The organism is Bacillus sp. JKS001846, from assembly GCF_900176455.1.
GTDB lineage: Bacteria > Bacillota > Bacilli > Bacillales > Bacillaceae_G > Bacillus_A > Bacillus_A cereus.
The window spans coordinates 2,092,408-2,114,152 of record NZ_FWYG01000001.1 but is presented as its reverse complement, the minus strand read 5'-3'; the positions used below and the strand labels follow the sequence as shown (position 1 = coordinate 2,114,152).

Here is a 21,745-nt window from a genome sequence, read left to right as displayed (position 1 = left end):
GTTGGCTACCTTTAGCCAACTCTTTTTCTTTATTTTTCACATATAAAAATACGATGCCCTAAAATGTGTTGGTACATAAGCCGTACATTTTCATGCTGTACCCACGCCTCATATAACTCATTCGGAATATGTGAGGATACATTCCATTCTGGCTCTTCTACATAGCCAGAGATCGTTTCTGCAATCGTGCCACCACCAGCAATTGTAATTCTTTTAAAATTTGCTTTCTGAAATAATTGTACCCACTCATTCTCAGTTAATAGTTCTTTCATACCATATAATTGGGCGATTTTTTCTTCCTCACCCTTATCAATGTGCCTATCAATAATCATTTCAATGACAACAAGCTTACCGTCCTGCTGTAATACACGATAACACTCCGAGATAACCCTTTCTTTGTCTGTAAAAGCGATGATTGATTCTCCAAGTACGAACTCAAATGAGTTATTCAAACACGGTAAATTCTCTACATTTCCTTCAATTAATTGTATATCTAACCCTTCAAACAACCATCTATCTTTTGCCTTTTGAATCATAATTTCATTCTTTTCAACCGCTGTTACTTTATAACCAAATTCCCTTGTCATATATGCCGCTGTTTTCCCTGTACCGCAACCTATCTCCAGGACATTCGCTCCATATTTAAAAGGCAGTTGTGCTAACAATTGTTTTGTTAACGTAAAACCACCAGGATGAGCACTTCCTATTCCGTAATAAGCTAGGAAATCGATGTATGTGTTTCGCTTCATGGGATTCTCCCTTTTTTATTTTATATATTCGAGCACGGAAGAAAAGTGCATAGAAAAAGGGGCGTATTGTACGCCCCTCATCTTACTTATCCTCTGTAATATATGCCCATTTATAGCTGTAGTCTCCACCAACTGGATGGTGAACAATACCTTTTACTTTAGGTCTTTGAACGATAGCATCACCACGTTGATATAATGGTGCAATTGCTGCATCTTCCAATAACATTTTCTCCGCTTTTAGTAAGCTATCCCAACGCTCTTTCGTTTTCGTTAATAGCTCACCTTTACCTTTTTGTACAATTTCATCATATTTAGGATTTGAATATCCTGTTTGGTTATGAGGGCCATTTGTAACGAACATATCAATGAATGTCATTGGATCTAAGTAGTCAGGTCCCCAACCAGCGTAAGATAAATCATAATCTAGATCTGATTCTAACTTTAACTTTTGTTTAAATGGCTGGTTTTTCAAATTCACTGTTAAACCTGGTAAGTTTTTCTCAAGTTCTCCTTTTAAGAATTCTCCTACTTTTTTCGCACCATCACCATCATAGTTTAATAGTTCTACTGTAATTGCATCTTTTCCAAGTTCTTTTTTCGCTTTTTCCCAATGCTCTTTTGCTTTTTTCACATCTGTTTTTAAAATATCTCCATTTTCTTTACGGAAGTCTTTTCCATCTGGGCTCTTAGCAAATTCTTTTGGTACTAAGTAATCTGCCGGTGTAGATCCGTCATTTAAAATAACGTTCGTTAAGCCTTTTTTATCATACGCTTTTGCAATCGCTAAACGTAGATCTTTGCTCTTTAACACTGTATCTTGCCCACCACGTTTTTGGTTTAAGCGTAAGAAGTACGTTGACGGTGTTTTTTGTGTAAAGAAGTCGGGGCTTGATTTATATTTGTCAACAAATTCAGATGTAAGTCCTGAACGATCGATTTGTCCACTTTCATATAAGTTAACACGTGTACCGCTATCTTTTACTACGTTAAAGTTGATTTCATCTAACTTAACTGTTTTATTATCCCAATATTGTGCATTTTTCTTTAACTTCCAACCTTCTTCATGTTTCCAGTCTGTCAATGTAAACGGTCCGTTGTATAACGTCGTATCTGATTCTAAACCGTACTTTTCACCTTTTTCTTTTACAAATTTCTCGTTTAATGGATAAAATGTTCCAAATGAAGTTAATTCTACAAAGTAAGGAACTGGATTTTCTAATTCTACTTCTAACGTATAGTCATCTACAGCTTTTACTCCTAACGTATCTAGTTCAGCTTTTCCTTCATTAATCGCTTGTGCATTTTTCAAATCAAACATAATGTATGCATATTCTGCTGCTGTATTTTTATCTACCGCACGTTTCCAAGCAAACACGAAATCTTTCGCTGTTACAGGCTCTCCATTTGACCATTTTGCATTTTTATTTAATGTAAATGTATACTTTTTACCATCATCACTCTTTTTATATGATTCAGCAACTCCTGGTGTTGCTTTATTATCTTTATCAAGTCGATATAAACCTTCCATTACGTTGTTTAAAGCTAGAAACGATACTTGGTCTGTCGCTTTAGCAGAGTCCATAGATGGAATCTCTTGAGACTCTGTTAAATTAAGCACTTGCTTCGCCGCTAGCTTTCCGCCTTCTTTTTCACCGCTTTTTGGTGTTGTGCTTGCCTTCTCTTTATCTCCTGATCCAGAGCAAGCTGTTAATGCCATACTCATTACTAAAACTGGTGCTACGACCGCTGTCAATTTTTTCATCTTTTTTCTCTTCATTTTTTTGTACCCTCCCCAATTATATGTACGATATTAACATTTAGAAATTCTCTACTAACTTTAGTTATCAGAAAATTCTTATTAATTAATATTCTACTGTTTTTTTAAATTTTGTAAAGTATTTTTTAAAATTTTCTAAATATTTATTTTTTTATTATAGTAACTTGTTGTTTTAACTACTATATGAATTATCCCCGTCTACTATATGTAAACATCCCTCCCCTTATTCCACTCTATTACTACGTTCTATATTTTTCTTATTAGCATGAGGTCTCTTACTATCATCTGTCTTACTACTTACTGACCTCTCTAAATCCCTCCGATAGAACCTTCCTAATTACCTACCCGATTCTCAATAGGCTAACGAGATTTATTCCCTTATACATACTAAAAAGCATTTCAAAAGCAGCTCAGCCACTTTTGAAATGCTTTCACTTTATTTTTTTCCGCCATCCTCAGTTACATACGCCCACTTAAAGCTATATTCTGGACTGATGTTATGTTTCACAATTCCTTTTACATTCGGTTTCATTACGTACGATCTTCCTGTTTGATATAAAGGAACTAACCCTGCATCTTCTTCAAGGAATAATTTTTCAGCTTTCCCTAACATTTCCCATCGTTTTTTCGCATCACTCATTAATTCGTTACCTGCTTTTCCTACCATTTCATCGTATTTTGGATTTGAATAACTCATTTGGTTGTACGGGCTCTTCGATTCAAACATATCAATAAATGTCATTGGATCCGCATAGTCTGGACTCCAACCTGCATAAGAAATTTCATAATCTTGCGCAGTTTCTAATTTTAATTTTTGTTTGAACGGCTGAATTTTCGTATTAATCGTTACACCTTTTAAATTTTTCTCAATTTGATCTTTTACATAGTCAGCAATCTTTTTCGCAGTTCCATCATCATAGCTTAGCAATTCAATTGTAACTTGATCTTTTCCAAGTTCTTTTTTCGCTTCTTCCCACGCTGCTGCTCCTTTTTTCGGATTATATTTCAGACCATTTTTAAATGTATCTTGATAATCTTTACCATCTGGCCCTGTCGCAAGTCCTTTTGGAACCAATTGATCTGTTGCTTTTGAACCATTATTTAAAATTACATTTGCCAATCCTTTTTTATCAACTGATAATGCAATTGCTTCACGAAGTTTTTTGCTCTTTAAAGGCGTATCTTGTCCGTTACGTTTTTGATTTAAACGTAAGAAGAATGTACTTGATTCCGCATACTCACCATATTCTTCTTTGTTCGATTTATATTTATCTACAAACTCTCCTGATAGTAATGTAAAATCAATTGATCCTGTATCATATAAGTTTACTTTCGTTGCAACCTCTTTTACTACACTATAGTTAATTTCTTCCAATTTCACAGTCTTTTTATCCCAGTACTTATCATTTTTCTTCAGCTGCCAACCTTGTTCATGTTTCCATGAAGACATAACGAATGGACCATTATACACAGTTGTATCTGCTTCTAAACCGTACTTATCACCTTTTTCTTTTACGAATTTTTCATTTAATGGATAGTATGATGGGAATGCTAATAAATTTAAGAAATACGGTACCGGTTTTTCTAATTCTACTTCTAGCGTGTAATCATCTACCGCCTTCGCTCCTAATTCAGTTACAGGTTTTTCTCCTTTATTAATCGCTTCTGCATTTTTAATATAGTAAGCAATAAATGCATATTCTGCCGCAGTATTCTTATCAAGTAAGCGCTTCCACGCAAAAACGAAATCTTTCGCTGTTACAGGATCACCATTTGACCATTTTGCATCTTTTCGCAGTTTAAACGTATACTTTTTACCATCTTCACTTTTCGTACTAGACTCTGCCGCAGCAGGAATTGGCTTATTATCTTTATCAAGGCGATATAGGCCTTCCATCGTGTTCCCTAAAATTTGCGAACCTAATGTATCAGTAGATTTAGAAGTATCCATCGTCGGAATTTCTTGGTTTTCCGTACGATTTAATACTTGTTTCGCTGCATATTTAATATCAGATTTTTTTTCTTCTCCACTATTTGATGTAGTAGTCGTTTTCTTTTCCCCACCTGCCCCAGAACATGCTGTCAATGCAACACTCATCGCTAAAACTGGTACTACAACTGCCGTTAACTTTTTCATCTTTTTTCTCTTCATTTTTGTACCCTCCCTAATTATATGTACATTACCAACCCTTGAGAGACTCCTTACTAAAGATTTATTTTTCGGAAAATTACAACTAATGTTATTCTACTCTTTTTTTCGTATTTGTAAATAGTTTTATTTTAAATATTCTGGTTTTAACTTTTTGTAATTTAGTAGAGCTTATCCCCCATCTACCATATGTGCATACTTTGCTCCTTATTCTTCTTTATTTTGCTATACTACAAGTTTACATTTTAATTTGCAATATACAAAAAAGCATTTCAAGGTAGCTAAGCTACTTTGAAATGCTTTTTTTACTCTATTATTTTTCAGTTACATATGCCCATTTAAAGCTATATTCCGGACTGATATTATGTTTTACAATACCTTTAATATTTTGTTTTAGAACATATGCATCACCACGTTGGTATAAAGGTACAAGTGCTACATCTTGCTCAAGAAGTAATTTCTCAGCTTTCCCTAACTCTTCCCAACGTTTCTTCGCGTCACCCATTAATTCAGTGCCAGCTTTTTTGATCATATCATCATACTTTGGATCAGCGAAGCTCATTTGGTTATGAGAATGTTTAGACTGGAACATATCTAAGAATGTCATTGGGTCAGCATAGTCAGGTCCCCAACCAGCATATGATAAATCATAATCTTGCTCTGTTTCTAATTTCAGTTTTTGTTTGAATGGTTGAAGTTTAATATTAACAGTTACACCTTTTAAGTTTTTCTCAATTTGATCTTTTACATATTCCCCAACTTTTTTCGCATTACCAGTATCATAGTTTAATAGCTCAATTGTAACTTGGTCTTTTCCAAGTTCTTTTTTCGCTTCTTCCCAGGCTGCAGCAGCTTTTTTCGCATCTGGTTTGATACCATTTTTAAATGTTTCTTGGAAGTCTTTTCCGTCTGGTCCAGTCGCTAACCCTTTCGGTACTAAGAAGTCTGCTGGTTTAGATCCGTCATTTAAAATAACGTTTGCTAGATTTTTCTTATCGATAGAAAGCGCGATTGCTTCACGTAATTTCTGACTCTTTAATGGTGTATCTTGTCCACCACGTTTTTGATTCATACGTAAGAAGAATGTACTTACTTGTGAGTATGTGCCAAACTCCTCTTTGTTATTTCTATATTTGTCAACGAATTCACCTGATAGAAGTGCGAAATCAATTGCACCTGTATCAAATAAGTTTACCCTTGTATTTATTTCTTTTACTACACTATAGTTAATTTCATCTAATTTTACAGTCTTTTTATCCCAATATTGATCATTTTTCTTTAGTTTCCAGCCTTGCTCATGCTTCCAATCAGTAAGAACGAATGGTCCGTTATATACTGTTGTATCAGACTCTAAACCGTATTTATCACCTTTTTCTTTTACGAACTTCTCATTTAATGGATAGTACGATGGAAACGCTACTAAGTTTAAGAAGTATGGTACCGCTTGTTCTAATTCAACTTCTAATGTATAGTCATCTACCGCCTTAACTCCTAGTTCAGTTACTGGTTTTTCACCTTTATTAATCGCCTCTGCATTTTTAATTGGGAATGCGATAAACGCATATTCTGCAGTTGTTTTTGGATCTAATAATCGTTGCCATGCATAAGCAAAGTCTTTTGCTGTTACAGGATCACCATTTGACCATTTTGCATCTTTACGTAGTTTAAATGTATATTTTTTACCATCTTCACTTTTCGTACTAGATTCTGCTGCAGCTGGGATTGGTTTATTATCTTTATCTAATCGATATAACCCTTCCATTGTGTTTCCTAAAATTTGAGAACCTAATGTATCTGTATTTTTTGAAGTATCCATTGTTGGGATCTCATTTGTTTCTGTGCGGTTTAGCACTTGTTTTGCTGCTAATTTTTCCCCTGACTTACTATCTCCACTAGAGTTAGAATTTGTGCTTGTCTTCTTATCTCCACCTGATGTAGAACATGCTGTTAACGCCATGCTCATTGCTAAAACCGGTGCTACAACTGCTGTTAGTTTTTTCATTTGTTTCTTTTTCATTTTGTACCCTCCCTAATTCTTAACGATAGCTATTAAAGAATTTTCTGATAATTCTGTTTTTCTCTATATATTTATCAGACGATTCTTACTAATTCTTATTCTACTAATTTTTTAATTTTTGTAAAGTATTATTATTGAAAATTTTTAAAAAATTATTTTTTTACAGTAATATTCATAAAAATTCCATATGTTGTTCAAACCTTATTTTGCATTCATACACATTCGTTGTTTTAATCACTTCGATCTCATTTACCGCTTGAATACTTGTTAATTATTGCTAATAAATAATGCATATATCTAAAAACATCTTTTCTACAAAAATAAAAAAGCAGACATTTCGTCTGCTTTAATTCTCCTCAATTTGCTTTTCACTTAATCCTAGATGTGTTCTAAGAGTATTACTCAAACTCTGTAGATCTTTTTTATTAGGATTATAATAATATACACGTTGCCCGTTTGGGCCATTAGGTAAGTATAAATCATCACCAGCTAATTGTATTTTTTCAACTGAACCGTTTAAACCGTATTTATAAAAAGATAAAATATCATCCATTACTAAATTTGTTTTAAAATCACCATCAACCGCCTCAACTATTTTTTCTAGCTTCGTAATCGATCCTACACTTTTTAATTTACTTAAAATCGCTTCAATAACAAGTTGTTGGCGCTGTCCTCTCATTGCATCACTATCAATATGGCGCGTTCTTGCTAGTGCAAGTGCTTCTTCCCCATTTAATTTTTGTAATCCTTTTTTCAAATGAATCGCATCAGGTTCATCTTTACTATTTTGCTCCGTAAATTCAACTGGGACATCCACTTCAATACCATCTAACCCATCAACAATTTTAGTAAAGGAACCAAAATTAAATTTCACAAAATAATCAACAGGCACCTGTAACAATTTTTCTACCGCTTCCACAGAAGCTTGCGGTCCTCCATCTTTACCATTTTTAACGAAACCACTTCCATATGCATGGGTTATTTTATCTTTTTTCTTTTCAACTGGAACATATGTATATGTATCACGCGGTATGCTCGTTAATTTCACTGTTTTATCGTCTTTATTAAAAGTCGCTAACAATAATGCATCTGTATGAAATGCACCATTATATTCCTTTTGTCGTTCTTGATTTTCATCAATTCCCATAATTAAAAGTGAAACATGATTTGCAATTGGCTTTACAGATTTCTCACGTAAATTGGATTTTTCGCCTCGTGCTAAATTCAAATTAGATTTTTGTACGAGACTAGAAGTTTTCATATATACATAGGCTCCATAGCCAATTCCACCAAATAGTAATACCGCCAGTAGTAAACTTACTATCGTTTTCTTTTTATATTTTTGCTTATTTTTCTCTTCTCTTAAAGATGAATGATTCCCCATTTACTCTCCTCCTGTTTCTATTCACCCAATATGTTTTTCATTTTTTCATATTTAGCGCTATCCTTTTGAAACATACTTTCTTTCAATCCCTTATCTATTTGTATCCATTCAGTCGTAACTGAATATTGAATCAAGCCTTCTTGAAAACTAAGAAATTTCAACATAATCCCTGTATTTTTCTCCACAACCATTTCGAATTTCCCTCTTAAATCTTCAGAGGTGCTAACAGGCACCTCTATGTTGATAACTCCTTCAATTTTGTAACAATCTAATCCAAGATATTTCGTTTCTTTATAATTCCAATCTTTATATCGAATTAACAAATCTGCGAATTCTGATTGAATACTATATTTAGCTAGCCCTACATATTCATCATCATATCTCTTTTTCTCATCTGATTTTCTCACTAACCTTTCCGTAGGATTTAATTTTAATAGTTCATTGTTTCTTCCTTTCGGGTTCCATTTTGTCTCTTTATAGGTATACTTCTCATCATCAAACTCTTTTTTCTTGCCCTCGTTATATATAATTGTTCGTTTTTTCGCTAGTTTATCTTCTTTCGAAGAGATACCTCTTTGTTTCTCCGTATCAATCGCATACTTATATGTTGTAGCAATTCTTGATGAGCTAGAATATTCCTCAAATTGTCCTGAAATATTTTTAAAATAATCAATAGAATCTAGCATTTTTTGATGAATCTTTTCTTTATCTGGATAATGTACATTCGATTTTATTTCTTCTTCATTTTCATAATCAGAAAACGCTTTTTTCTTTACATATTCAAATACTCCACCCTTTTGCGCAAAACTTTGTATAGAAAACTCAGACATAGATACCACTGAAAGTATACAAACCGCTGCACTAATTATCATCATATGAATTTTGTAACTCTTCTTTTTCACCTTAAGATTATGTAGCGTGCCATTAATTTTTTCATTTAACTCTGGAGGTACTATAACATTTTCATCTTTTATTCTCTTTTTTAATTTCTCATCAAATAATTTTTCATTATCCATCCTTTACACCCCCTATTCCATCTTTAATCGTTTTTGTAGTTGTTCCCTCGCGCGTGACAATCTTGATTTCACTGTTCCTTTCGGTATTTCTAACAGCTTTGCTATACTCTCTTGATTCATGTCTTCATAGTAATAAAGCACCGTAACGGCTCTTAATTCTTCATGTAACGATTGAATCGCATTACACAAATCTATATCTTCATACTGATCACACGCACTCATATTGTAATCATTCTCTTCTGTCACAATTACATTTTTATACGCTCTAATAATATTGTTACACTCATTTATTAGTATTCGAATTAACCAAGTTTGAAAAAATTCTTCTTTTTTTAATTTTTTTATATTTTCATAGGCTTTTAAAATTGTTGTCTGTATCGCATCCTCTATATTTGTCTCATCACGTAACATCGCCTTTGCTATTCGATACATCTTCACTTTTTCTGTATGTATAAGCGCTATAAAGGCTTCATGATCACCTTTTTTCGCTAAAGAAACATCCGTTTCTTCTTTTATAATCATTTTATATAAAGGGATTACTTTCACAATCGCTCCTCCTGTTTCATCCTCACTTCATCACTTCCAATTTAACTTTACATATATTAGACGTATGAACCTAGAAAAAGGTTCACTTTTTTGAATATTTTTTTAATTAAAAAGATAAATATCCTTTATAAGGATGCAATAAACATACTAGTTTAAATTTACAAATAAAAAAAGCCCACTTTCTCAGTGGACTTTCTACTCTATAACGGTAAATCCCTCTTCCTAAATACTACAATCGCTACGATAAAAATACAAAGCGCTACAGCAGTTAAACCTATGCTTACCGGCCATATATTATATGATCCTTCAGCAATTTCTTTCGGACGAAACAGCGTGAATAATGATAGGTTTTTCATCCATTCTAACTTATCACTTAACTTCCCTACCATATCCAATACGAAAAATAAGATAGTTAAACTCGCTGAATAACTTAGTGCTTTTCTTTCGTCATTACATATACAAGAAAAGAAAAATGAATACGCACTAACGACTAAAAATATGAGCCCTCCGACTACATTTATCTTCAAAAATAACTCTTTATTTAAGTTATTATCTTGTAAAAACCATTCTGCACCTACTAACCCAGCTACATACGTAACAGATACAATAATCAGAAGTCCCAATATGAGAACAGCAGCTTGTGTAATCGCAATTTGCACTCTAGATACAGGTGTTGCTAGCATGTATGCCATTGCTCCTTTATCTACATGACGAGCAATTAAATGTGTCGCAACTGTTACGCAAAAAATTGTTAAAATGATAATAAACAATAAACTATAGTATTCGCCCGCTAGAAAATCCATTACGTTTTGAATCGGACTTTCCATACCAACGATTTTTTTCACACTATCAGGCATGGCACCTATTAATTCATTTAGCCCTTTCGCTGATACCATTGACGGGAATATCCAAATTAATAACCACAGATATAAAGCTGCACCAGACGCATAACTCAAAATACTTTTTTGTGTTTCTTTCAAACTAGCTAAAAATAATTGCTTATTCATGCGTTATCCCTTCTTTCTTATCGTAATAATGCATAAATAAATGTTCTAAATCCATCGCTCTCGTTTGAAGTGCCGTTACATTGTAGTTTGAAAGTGTTTGTAAAACAGTTTGATAGTTTCCTTGTACAATGATAGATGCCTCTCTGCCTTTTACCGCTTCAAATTGCAAATTACACTTTGTAAGAGACTCAATCTCTTCTTGTGATGATACTGTTACATCTATCACTTGTCTTCTCATACTTTGTAAATCGTGAATATTTTCAACTGTTACGAGTCGACCATCTTTAATAATAGCTACTCTGTCACAAGTTCTCTCAATTTCAGTGAAAATATGCGAAGACATAAGAATTGTTTTTCCTCTTTGCTTTTCCTCTAATATTAAATCTATAAACACTTGCTGCATAAGTGGATCAAGTCCAGATGTTGGTTCATCTAAAATTAACACCTCTGGATCGTGCATAAATGCAGCGACTATCCCTACTTTTTGCTTCATTCCTTTAGACATTTTGCGAATCGGTGTTTTCACATCAAATTGCAGACGCTCTATCAGTTCATCTCGTCTTTTCGTATCCTTTAATCCACGCATTCCTTGCATTAATTTTAAAAACTCTAATCCGTTCATTCCTTCAATAAAAGAAATTTCACCCGGTAGATAACCAACTTCCCTTTGAATTTTCGCTGCTTCATTCCAACAATCTAATCCGAAAATTGTCGCTTTACCAGCTGTCGGTTTTATAAATCCCATTAAATTACGAATCGTCGTTGATTTTCCGGCACCATTCGGTCCTAAATAACCAAATACTTCTCCCTCTTTTACATCAAATGTAATATGAAACAAACCTTTTCCATTCGAAAACTGTTTTGTGACATCTTGAACTGAAATCATAATTCCACCTCATTTTTTGAAATATTTAATATGTGATATTTCAAAATTATTGTACTCCTCATCTTTCATATTCGCAACAACTTTTTGAAATATTTATCAGTCTATATTTCAAAATTATTGTTTTCCATTATTTTTTCTTGTATATTTTAAGTGAGGTGATTGCATTGAACGGCTTTGAAAGAGTAAAAGAAAAGAAAAAGCGTGCCATTAAAGAAGCAGCATTCTTATTATTTTCAGAACGTGGATTTAATGAAGTGAAAATAGAACATATCGCAAAAGAAGCAAACGTTTCTCAAGTTACAATTTATAATCATTTCGGAAGTAAAGATGCGTTATTTAGGGAGCTTATACAAGAATTTATCATATCTGAATTTCAATATTATAAAGAGCTTGCAGAAGAAAAATTACCTTTTCATGATATGATGCAAAAAATGATTGTAAGAAAAATGAATACTGGCGGATTATTTCAACCTGATATGTTACTACAAATGATGCAAAGGGACGAAGAACTCCGTAAGTTTATTTATAGTTATCAAAATGAAAAAATCCTACCCTGGTATTTAGAAATATTAGAACGAGCTCAGCGCAAAAACGAAATTAATCCACACCTTACTAAAGAAATGATGTTACTTTACATTCAAATGTTTACAAAATTAGGTGATGAATTTGGAGCACAACTTCTTGAAGGAGATCGGGAAAAACATATAAAAGATATCGTTACGATGTTCTTCTATGGTCTTTCTGTTCCACAAAAGTAATTTTTCTAAAGAACAAATAAAATCACCAAAAAGCCCCTTGGATATTTAAATCGCAAGGGCTTTTTCATATCAAAAAATGACTAAAACTAACTTTATCTTAAAGAAGTTAAATGCTGCTTTATAGATAACACCTTATTATAGATTAACTCTTTTAGCATCACAGGCTGAATTGAAATAATTGTTTCACCAAAATTTAGAAAATAACTTGAAATAAACTCAATTTCTTGCTTGTTAAAATAGCCTGTTATACTATAATTTTCATTTTCTTTTTGTATCCTCATGGAAGGATAATTCTCTTTATCAAAAATATCTTTTCCTTTTTGATTAACAATGACACTAAAATCAATTGCATCAGGTTTTCTGTGAAAGTTTGTAAGATAACTTAATAGTTCTTCAAGATTTTTTGAATTCGTGTTGCTTGTTTCCTCAATAGAAAGAATTTTATCACATCTAATTATTTGAACACCATTTGTCTCAAAATTAAAGATTTTAGCATACCACTGGCCAAATTTAGATTCGATTCGAATAAATTGGGCGACCAATACTTTCTCCTCATCTTTTTTTAAATATGTTAAATAATAAACTCGCTCAGCAAAAATTCCCTGTAAAATTTCTTTTAAGAACGGACTAAAATTACTATGATTTGTTACTTCAAAGGAAAGCGTTCGTTCCATAATTGAAATATTTTTACTCACATTATCAGGTAATACATGTTTAAATTTATTTTCAAGCGCAATACTTTCTATATTAAATGGTTTTGTCTTGTATCCATTTAGCGTAAGAATCGAAAAGTATAACGCATACATTTCATCCACACTAAAATAAATTGGCGATAACACACTATTTTCTATAATTTTATAACTTCCATTTCTACCTAGTTCAGAATATATGGGTACACCTATTTCTTCCAATGATTGAATATCTCGTAAAGCTGTACTTTTAGAAATATCATATCTAGCCATTAAATCTTTTAAATTAAAATATCTTTTATTATTTAAGAAAATAAGCATGTCATTTATTCGTTCCGTTTTTTTCATATTTACCTCCCGAAAGGTGTCATGTATTGAAACCTTTTTAGTCTATATTATAATTATTAACTAATAAAGGAGTTGTAAATTTATGACATTAGAAATAGCTATTTTTCTCTCAATGAATGGGCAAGCAAAGGAGGCAATTAACTTTTATACACGTAATTTAGAAGCCAAAAAATTAATGGTTGTTACGTATGAAGAACTGGCGAAAAGAGATCGTTCTTTTAAAATTACAAGTGAAAATAAAGAACATATTGCTCACTCTGTTTTACAAATTGGGAATACAAAGCTAATGATAGCAGAAGATACAATGAATACTAATGAACGTTATAACGTTGGAAATAACATGTCACTTTGCATTCAAAGCGCTAATTTAGAAGAAATACAAAGGTTTTATAATAATTTAATTTCCGATAAGCATGTGAAAATAATCTCTCCGCTAGAAAAAAATATATTTAGTGAAGCATATGGTATTATTGAAGATCCTTATGGCATACAAATCCAATTAATGTATGATAAACGACTAAACTAAATAATTAATCATATTCACATATTCCTAATAAAAAAGACACGAATTTCGTGTCTTTTTATTTTATAGAAATGACTCTACCTTTTTCACTGCTTTCAATCGCTAATTGAATCAGTTTAATAACATCTAAACCTTCTTTTGCTGTTACAGGTAGTTTCTCACCATTTAATATACTATCTCGTACACCTTTATAATAATTGTCATAACAACCGACTTCTGTTGGAATACGCTCTAAGCTTTCTTCTGTTTCTAAAGTAGCAAAATTCTCTTCATCGTCTACTCCATAACCGTTATCACCTGGCTTCATTCCATTTTTTAATTGCTCTTCCTGCGAATCCATACCGTACTTCACGATAGAACCTTTCTCTCCATGCACTATAAAATGCGGTCCAGCTTTTTTCACATAACTGCTACTACGTAAAATGACACGTTTAACTCCGTAATGAAGTACTATGTGGAAATAATCATCCACCTCTGCACCTGGTCTTTGTTTTATTACATCTGCACTTATCGCATCCGGTTTCCCGAATATTGATAACGCTTGGTCAATTAAATGCGATCCTAAATCGTATAATATACCGGAGCCTGGTAGATTTTTTTCTCTCCATCGATCACGTACATGTGGACGGAAACGATCAAAATTCGATTCATATGCGTATACATTCCCTACTCTGTTTTCTCCTAACAATTTCTTAATTGTTAAGAAATCATTATCAAAACGACGATTATGATATACACTTAACATTATATTATGCTGCTCTGCTAATGAAATAAGCTTTTCCCCTTCTTCAATTGAGACAACAAATGGTTTTTCTACAACAACATGCTTACCGTTTAAAATTGCTTCTTTTACATATGGAAAATGAGTTGTATTAGGTGATGTAATAACAACTAAGTCAACATCAGCTCGCTTCACCAATTCATCAATTGTACTAACAACATTAGCATTTGGTAATGTTTCTTTTACTACCTCTTCTTTTGAGGATAATACAGCACGAATATCATATTCTTCTATCGTTTGTAATAGTGGGATATGAAATGTCGTACTAGAAAAACCAAATCCTACAATCCCTACACCTATTTTTTTCATGTTGTCCCTCCATTTGTCCCGCTTTAACGGGCAGTAAGATTCCTAACTCAAAATTCAGCGAAAACTAAGGAACTAGGTGAGGAATCAACTGCTCGTTAAAGCCCGATTGGTTCAACTAATAATCAGTGTGGATAAAGAAAATCCCCATTGATTAAAGTTTCACTTTATGAGAACGATTTCATTCAGTTATTATAACAAGATTATTATTATTTACATAATAAATTGCCTAGAAAAAAGCATCTTGCTATTATTCATAGCAAGATGCCCTCTTTATTCTGGTCTTTTCTTCGTCCACGTTTCTACTACTTCACCAGTATCATTAACATCTAGCACTAGGCTACCATTACTATACCGGTCTTTATTTCGATACGCTTTCGGATCAATCTCTTCTACAATGTTTTTCTCTGTCTTCATGTAAACTAATTCATCGTCCCGAACAATTTCAATACCGACAATGCGGTACGGATTACGTTTTAATTCTTTGAAAATAACAAGACCTCGTTTCGCCCTCGTTGATTTTTCAATTTCTGATGCTTTTAGACGTTTTACAGCACCGCGCTGTGTTACGAGAATAAGTTGATCTTTGTCACCATTTAACGGTTTACCAGAAGCGACATAGTCATCTTCTTTTAAATTAATTGCTTTCACGCCAGCAGCTCTTACACCGACTGGACTTACTTCATCTTCATGGAAAATAAGTGCATATGCACCGTGTGTAGCAAGAACGATATCACTCGTTCCATCTGTCGCAAATATATCGACAACTTCATCATCTTTTTTCAAGTTTACAGCAACGAATGCCCTTGAATAACGCTGAACTTTATATTGATTTAATTCTGTTTTCTTTATCATACCATTTCTTGTTACAAATACGATAAATCGTTTTTCTTCCTCAAAGTTCTGTACAACCGTTGCCCAAATGATTGTTTCATCCCGGTCGAGTGAAACGATATTAGCAACGTGCTGACCTAAATCTTTCCAACGAATATCTGGCATTTCGTATACTGGCAGATATATATAGTTTCCTTTATTCGTAAATAAGAGGACTGTCTCTGTCGTATTCGTATCGAATCGTTCAAGTAAGATGTCACCCTCTTTCATACCGAAGTCTTTGCCGTTTGAGGCATTGTGTGAGCGCCATCCAGTACGTTTCACATATCCTTCTTTCGTTACAGTAACGATGACATCTTCTTGTGGGATCATAACTTCTACATCGATTTTAATTTCCTCGATTTGATCTTCAATAATCGCGCGTCGATCATCACTATATGTTTTCTTAACTCTCTTTAAATCTGTTTTAATTACTTGAAGTAATCTTTTTTCACTTTGTAAAATTGCCTGTAGCTCAATAATTTTCTTATTAAGCTCATCTGCTTCTTCTTGTAACGCCGTAATGTCTGTATTCGTTAAGCGATATAATTGCAAGGAAACAATTGCTTCTGCCTGTGCTTCTGTAAAGCCAAATTTTGCACTTAAATTATCTTTCGCGTTACGTTTATCTTTTGAAGCTCGAATTGTTTCAATTACTTGGTCTAAAATCGATAATGCTTTCTTTAAACCTTCTACAATATGTTGACGATTTTCTGCTTTTCTTAATTCATATTGCGAACGTCTCGTAATAACCTCTTTTTGATGTCCAATATAAGCATCTAAAATTTTCGGTAATGTCATAAGTGTTGGACGACGATTATTGATCGCTACCATATTAAAGTTATATGGAATTTGCAAATCTGTATTTTTATATAAATAATTTAAAATACCTTCAGCGTTTGCTTCTTTCTTTAATTCAACAACAATTCGTAAACCAGTACGATCTGTCTCATCACGCACTTCAGCAATACCATCTAACTTTTTATCTAGACGTAATTCATCCATTTTCTTTACAAGATTTGCCTTATTCACTTCGTAAGGAATTTCAGTGATTACAATTTGTTGTTTCCCACCGCGCACTGTTTCAACTTCTGCTTTTCCGCGAATAATAATTTTACCTTTACCTGTTTCATACGCCTTTTTAATACCATCAATCCCCTGAATAATACCGCCTGTTGGGAAATCTGGTCCTTTCATAACTGTTAATAAATCATCAACAGTACTATTTGGCTTATCAATACGCATCATTGTAGCATCAATAACTTCTCCAAGATGATGCGGAGGAATTTCTGTTGCATAACCAGCGGAAATCCCTGTAGATCCGTTCACTAATAAATTCGGGAACGCTGCTGGTAATACAACCGGTTCTTCACTCGTATCATCAAAGTTTGACACGAATTCAACTGTTTCTTTATCAAGATCACGTAATAATTCAGATGCGATTGGTGATAAACGAGCTTCCGTATAACGCATCGCTGCCGCTGGATCCCCATCAACACTACCGTTATTACCATGCATTTCAACTAAAACATTACGTACTTTCCAAGTTTGGCTTAAGCGTACCATTGCTTCATATACAGAGGAATCTCCATGTGGATGATAATTACCGATAACATTACCTACTGTTTTAGCTGATTTACGAAACGCTTTATCATGTACATTACCTTCTACATACATAGAATATAAAATACGTCTTTGTACTGGCTTTAAGCCATCACGTGCATCTGGAAGTGCACGATCTTGAATAATATATTTACTATAACGTGCAAAGCGATCACCTAACACGTCTTCAAGCGGGAGGTCATGAAACTTCTCTGCTTGCATGTTATTCCACCTCCGTCTCCATAATCATTTCATTTTCTAAAATATTTCCTTCTTCTTGCATACCAAACTGTACATTACGTTCAATCCATTTACGGCGCGGTTCTACTTTATCGCCCATTAATGTTGTAACGCGACGCTCTGCTCTTGCTGCATCATCAATTTTCACGCGAATTAATGTACGCGTTTCAGGATTCATTGTTGTTTCCCATAATTGATCCGCATTCATTTCACCAAGTCCTTTATAACGTTGTAACATATAGCCTTTTCCAACTTTTTTCGTTACACCGTCTAATTCCTCGTCTGACCAAGCGTATTCAATTACCTCACTCTTACCTTTTCCTTTACTTACTTTGTATAAAGGAGGAAGTGCGATAAACACTTTACCAGCTTCGATAAGTGGCTTCATATATCTGTAGAAGAACGTTAATAACAATACTTGAATATGAGCCCCATCCGTATCGGCATCGGTCATAATTACAACTTTATCGTAGTTAATATCTTCAACATCAAATTCATTTCCTACACCGCCGCCAATCGCATAAATGATTGTATTAATCTCTTCATTTTTAAAGATATCAGCAAGCTTTGCTTTTTCTGTATTAATTACTTTACCACGTAACGGTAATACGGCCTGGAAACGTCGGTCTCGTCCTTGTTTCGCAGAACCACCGGCAGAGTCACCCTCTACTAGGTACAGTTCATTTTTTTGCGGGTTACGTGATTGTGCAGGTGTTAATTTCCCGCTTAACGTACCTTCTGATTTTTTCTTTTTCTTACCACTACGCGCTTCTTCTCTTGCTTTACGGGCTGCTTCACGGGCTTGTGCTGCTTTAATTGCTTTTCTCACAAGAAGTGTAGCTACATCAGGATTTTCTTCTAAAAAGTATGCTAAATGCTCAGATACAATGGCATCAATTGAAGAACGCGCTTCACTTGTACCTAGTTTCCCTTTCGTTTGCCCTTCAAACTGAAGCACTTCTTCTGGTACACGTACCGAAACGATAGCCGCTACACCTTCACGAATATCTGTGCCTTCTAAGTTTTTATCTTTTTCTTTTAATAGTGCTACTTTACGAGCATACTCGTTAAACACACGCGTCATCGCTGTTTTAAATCCAGCTTCGTGTGTTCCACCATCTTTTGTACGTACGTTATTTACAAACGATAAAATGTTTTCTGAGTAGCCATCGTTAAATTGAAATGCTAGTTCTGCTTCAATTCCATTTTGTTCACCAGTGAAATATACAACTGGATGAATGGAATCTTTTTCTTCGTTTAAATATGAAACGAAAGCTTCAATTCCCGTTTCATAATGAAATACATCCTCTAAATCATTTCGTTCATCTTTTATTGATATTTTCATTCCTTTTAATAAGAATGCAGATTCACGTAATCTCTCACATAATGTTTCATAATTATAATTTGTTGTGCTGAAAATCGTTGTATCTGGTTTGAAATGCATCGTAGTACCAGACTCTTTCGTCTTCCCGATTTTCTCAAGCGTCGTTACAGGAACACCGCCATTTTCAAAGCGTTGTTCGTAAATATTTCCGTCACGCTTAATCGTTACGACTAACCATTCTGATAAGGCATTTACAACCGATGCCCCAACCCCGTGCAAACCACCACTCGTTTTGTAACCACCTTGACCAAACTTACCACCGGCATGAAGTACAGTTAAAATAACTTCAGGTGTAGGTTTCCCAAGTTTATGCATTCCCGTAGGCATTCCTCGCCCTTTATCTATAACGCTAATACTATTATCTTTATGTATTACGACTGAAATTTCGTCGCCAAATCCCGCTAACGCTTCGTCAACGGAGTTATCTACTATTTCATATACTAAATGATGCAATCCACGGCTGTCCGTGCTCCCGATATACATACCCGGGCGTTTTCGAACGGCTTCAAGTCCTTCTAACACTTGAATCGCATCTTCATTATATTGGAACTGATGCTTCGCCAAACTCCTTGCCCCTTTCCTAATCCAAAATCAGAACATATGTTTCTATTATAGAATAACGCCTCGACTATAGTTTTGGCAAGTTATCTTATCTCTTTTATATACCATTTTCAATAGAAAAATCCTTGTTTTCTCACAAGGATTCCTCTAGGCTACTATTTCAGAAAAATAATCGTTTGTCAACGAGAAATGGATATGTATTCCAAGATTACACATTCCAAACCTTTATTATGATCCAAATGATCAAGATCCAAAATGGGATTACAAATAACAACCCCCAAAAACAGCCTTTAAAAAATCTCATGATGAACACCTCGTTCATCGGCCCTACTTATCTATAATGAGGGCTGAATCAATCTTTCTACCTTTAAATCTATACTATTTTGTCATCGCATGTTCTACTTTAATACAACGATCCATTATTACAGTATAGTCTTTTTCTTTTAAAAATTTGTATGTATCCTCATCTTGTACTCCTAATTGTGCCCAAAAAACATCTGCATCAATCTCTACAAATTCTTTTGCAACATCCATTAAAAACTCTGAGCGACGAAATACATTTACTATGTCAACGTGTTCCTTAATATCCTTTAGTGAAGAAACTGCCTTTTCTCCAAGCACCTCATCTACTGTTGGATTAACTGGAATAATGCGGTATCCAGCATCTTGCATTGCTTTTGAAACCATATACGATGTACGTTCTGGCTTATCTGATAATCCAACAACCGCAATTGTTTTGCTTTTCTTTAACACTTCACCAATTTCCGTACGAGTTGGGTTTTCAATTGTCATAATTAATCCCTCCTATTCCTTTAGTATAGCCGATAAAGAAAGTCTCTTTCAATATGAAAGAGACTTTCTTTTATCCACTATTTGCGGATAACCTTACTAATTAAGGTTTAAACTTATTGATTCTTAGTAGTTGAATTATCTGCTAATGTAGCTGTTTTCGTCATTTTTTGGCCGTTGCGATAGAATGTAACTTCTACTTTCTCGCCTACTTTTTTCTTTTCATATAAATATTTGCGGAATTGAAGTGAATTTTCTACTTTTTGGCCATCTAATGCTACTACAATATCATATTGCTCTAAACCAGCTTTTTCAGCCGGTGATATTGGGTAAATTTTACCTAATACAACGCCATTTGTTACCTCTTTCGGTACTTTCAATTGATTTACTGCATAAGCTTGCACATCTTCTAATGAAACAACACCTACGCCAAGTGCTGGACGTTTCACTACACCATCTTTTTCAAGTGATTCAATGACTGGTTTCGCAATATTAATTGGGATTGCAAAACCAATTCCCTCTACTGATTGCTGAGCTATTTTACTTGAATTGATACCAATTACCTCACCGTTTTGGTTAAATAATGCACCACCACTGTTACCTGGGTTAATCGCTGCATCTGTTTGAATAACTTGTGCTTGCCAATCTGGTCGTTTATCCCCATCAATATCAACTGGAATTTCACGTTCTTTACTACTAATAATACCTTCCGTTACACTTCCATCAAATCCTAACGGGTTACCGATGGCAATTGCTTTCTCACCAGCACGGATTTTACTTGAGTCGCCTAAACTTGCAACTTTATTCACATTAGCCCCATCAATTTCTACAACAGCTAAGTCTAACCAAGGGTCCTTCCCCACTAATTTCGCATCAACTTGCTTTTCATTGCTTAGTTTAACAGCAAGTTTATTCGCACCATCTACTACATGGTTGTTTGTTACAATATATGCTTTATTTCCTGCTTTTTTATAAATAACACCTGATCCTGTACCAGCTGTTTGCTCTTGACCTGTCGGTTGCATTGCAAATGGATCTACACTTTGTTGCATATTAATAACACCTACAACAACATCTTTCGCCCCTTCAATCATACCAGGTAAATCAGTTTCATTTTTCGCTTTATTTACAACTGGAACTACAGTACCTTCTACTTTTGAATCCGAACTAAATGATGATACTGGCGCTCCATTATTTTGAGCCCATGGCATATATGGTGCTGCAAAACTAATCGAAACCGCTCCGACTACAGCCCCCACTAAACCTGTGAAGAAATAGCCTTTTTTACTACCTGATTTTCTCACTTCTCTCGTCTCACTATGCTCTTCATTTAAATTTGGTCCGTCGTAATATCCCATGT

General features: G+C 34.1%; 17 protein-coding genes. 2 read left to right on the top strand and 15 right to left on the bottom strand.

Annotated elements, in window-relative coordinates; translation table 11 throughout:
- Nucleotides 1–29: 29 nt before the first annotated feature.
- The 9 genes from B9A45_RS11525 to B9A45_RS11485 all read right to left on the bottom strand — a co-directional run bounded on the left by B9A45_RS11525 (nucleotide 30) and on the right by B9A45_RS11485 (nucleotide 11,531).
- Entirely contained in the window at nucleotides 30–749 is a 720-nt protein-coding gene (locus tag B9A45_RS11525) for a class I SAM-dependent methyltransferase (RefSeq protein ID WP_000828242.1), read from the bottom strand.
- An 82-nt stretch (nucleotides 750–831) separates the two neighbouring features.
- Nucleotides 832–2,526, bottom strand: coding sequence for a peptide ABC transporter substrate-binding protein (locus B9A45_RS11520; protein WP_000823448.1), 1,695 nt, complete (start codon nucleotides 2,524–2,526; stop codon nucleotides 832–834).
- Between the two features lie 436 nt (nucleotides 2,527–2,962).
- Entirely contained in the window at nucleotides 2,963–4,678 is a 1,716-nt protein-coding gene (locus B9A45_RS11515) for a peptide ABC transporter substrate-binding protein (RefSeq protein ID WP_142263051.1), read from the bottom strand.
- Nucleotides 4,679–4,988: 310 nt separating this feature from the next.
- Nucleotides 4,989–6,692 (bottom strand): peptide ABC transporter substrate-binding protein, encoded by a 1,704-nt coding sequence (locus B9A45_RS11510; protein WP_084064044.1) that lies wholly within the window; start codon nucleotides 6,690–6,692, stop codon nucleotides 4,989–4,991.
- Nucleotides 6,693–7,038: 346 nt separating this feature from the next.
- Nucleotides 7,039–8,076, bottom strand: coding sequence for an LCP family protein (locus B9A45_RS11505; RefSeq protein ID WP_000526734.1), 1,038 nt, complete (start codon nucleotides 8,074–8,076; stop codon nucleotides 7,039–7,041).
- Nucleotides 8,077–8,093: 17 nt separating this feature from the next.
- Nucleotides 8,094–9,092, bottom strand: coding sequence for an anti-sigma factor (locus B9A45_RS11500; protein ID WP_084064043.1), 999 nt, complete (start codon nucleotides 9,090–9,092; stop codon nucleotides 8,094–8,096).
- 12 nt (nucleotides 9,093–9,104) lie between these two features.
- Nucleotides 9,105–9,638, bottom strand: coding sequence for an RNA polymerase sigma factor (locus B9A45_RS11495; RefSeq protein WP_000864723.1), 534 nt, complete (start codon nucleotides 9,636–9,638; stop codon nucleotides 9,105–9,107).
- Between the two features lie 200 nt (nucleotides 9,639–9,838).
- Nucleotides 9,839–10,645, bottom strand: coding sequence for an ABC transporter permease subunit (locus tag B9A45_RS11490; protein WP_001041439.1), 807 nt, complete (start codon nucleotides 10,643–10,645; stop codon nucleotides 9,839–9,841).
- The gene (locus B9A45_RS11485) at nucleotides 10,638–11,531 is read right to left on the bottom strand and encodes an ABC transporter ATP-binding protein (protein ID WP_000626568.1); all 894 of its coding nucleotides are present in this window, start codon (nucleotides 11,529–11,531) and stop codon (nucleotides 10,638–10,640) included. The genes B9A45_RS11490 and B9A45_RS11485 overlap by 8 nt, the downstream gene beginning before the upstream one ends.
- Before the next feature lie 155 nt (nucleotides 11,532–11,686).
- Here B9A45_RS11485 and B9A45_RS11480 point away from each other — a divergent pair, with 155 nt between their 5' ends.
- Nucleotides 11,687–12,289, top strand: a complete 603-nt coding sequence (locus tag B9A45_RS11480) for a TetR/AcrR family transcriptional regulator (protein ID WP_002005560.1) — start codon at nucleotides 11,687–11,689, stop codon at nucleotides 12,287–12,289.
- Nucleotides 12,290–12,381: 92 nt separating this feature from the next.
- On the opposite strand, the gene B9A45_RS11475 is transcribed toward B9A45_RS11480, so the two are convergent.
- Complete coding sequence (locus tag B9A45_RS11475) at nucleotides 12,382–13,326, bottom strand: helix-turn-helix transcriptional regulator (protein WP_084064042.1); 945 nt, start codon at nucleotides 13,324–13,326, stop codon at nucleotides 12,382–12,384.
- A gap of 82 nt (nucleotides 13,327–13,408) precedes the next feature.
- Between B9A45_RS11475 and B9A45_RS11470 the strand changes: the two genes are divergently transcribed.
- Nucleotides 13,409–13,852 (top strand): VOC family protein, encoded by a 444-nt coding sequence (locus tag B9A45_RS11470; RefSeq protein WP_000171346.1) that lies wholly within the window; start codon nucleotides 13,409–13,411, stop codon nucleotides 13,850–13,852.
- A gap of 55 nt (nucleotides 13,853–13,907) precedes the next feature.
- On the opposite strand, the gene B9A45_RS11465 is transcribed toward B9A45_RS11470, so the two are convergent.
- From B9A45_RS11465 to B9A45_RS11440, 5 genes are all read right to left on the bottom strand, one after another.
- Complete coding sequence (locus tag B9A45_RS11465; RefSeq protein WP_000719771.1) at nucleotides 13,908–14,939, bottom strand: oxidoreductase; 1,032 nt, start codon at nucleotides 14,937–14,939, stop codon at nucleotides 13,908–13,910.
- Between the two features lie 270 nt (nucleotides 14,940–15,209).
- Nucleotides 15,210–17,633: a DNA topoisomerase IV subunit A gene (parC, locus tag B9A45_RS11460; RefSeq protein ID WP_001147465.1), complete on the bottom strand. Its 2,424-nt coding sequence runs from the start codon at nucleotides 17,631–17,633 to the stop codon at nucleotides 15,210–15,212.
- 1 nt (nucleotide 17,634) lies between these two features.
- Complete coding sequence (gene parE / locus B9A45_RS11455; protein ID WP_001062202.1) at nucleotides 17,635–19,599, bottom strand: DNA topoisomerase IV subunit B; 1,965 nt, start codon at nucleotides 19,597–19,599, stop codon at nucleotides 17,635–17,637.
- Between the two features lie 375 nt (nucleotides 19,600–19,974).
- The gene (locus tag B9A45_RS11445) at nucleotides 19,975–20,388 is read right to left on the bottom strand and encodes a CoA-binding protein (protein ID WP_000151387.1); all 414 of its coding nucleotides are present in this window, start codon (nucleotides 20,386–20,388) and stop codon (nucleotides 19,975–19,977) included.
- A 113-nt stretch (nucleotides 20,389–20,501) separates the two neighbouring features.
- Nucleotides 20,502–21,743 (bottom strand): S1C family serine protease, encoded by a 1,242-nt coding sequence (locus tag B9A45_RS11440; RefSeq protein WP_000542647.1) that lies wholly within the window; start codon nucleotides 21,741–21,743, stop codon nucleotides 20,502–20,504.
- Nucleotides 21,744–21,745: the final 2 nt, after the last annotated feature.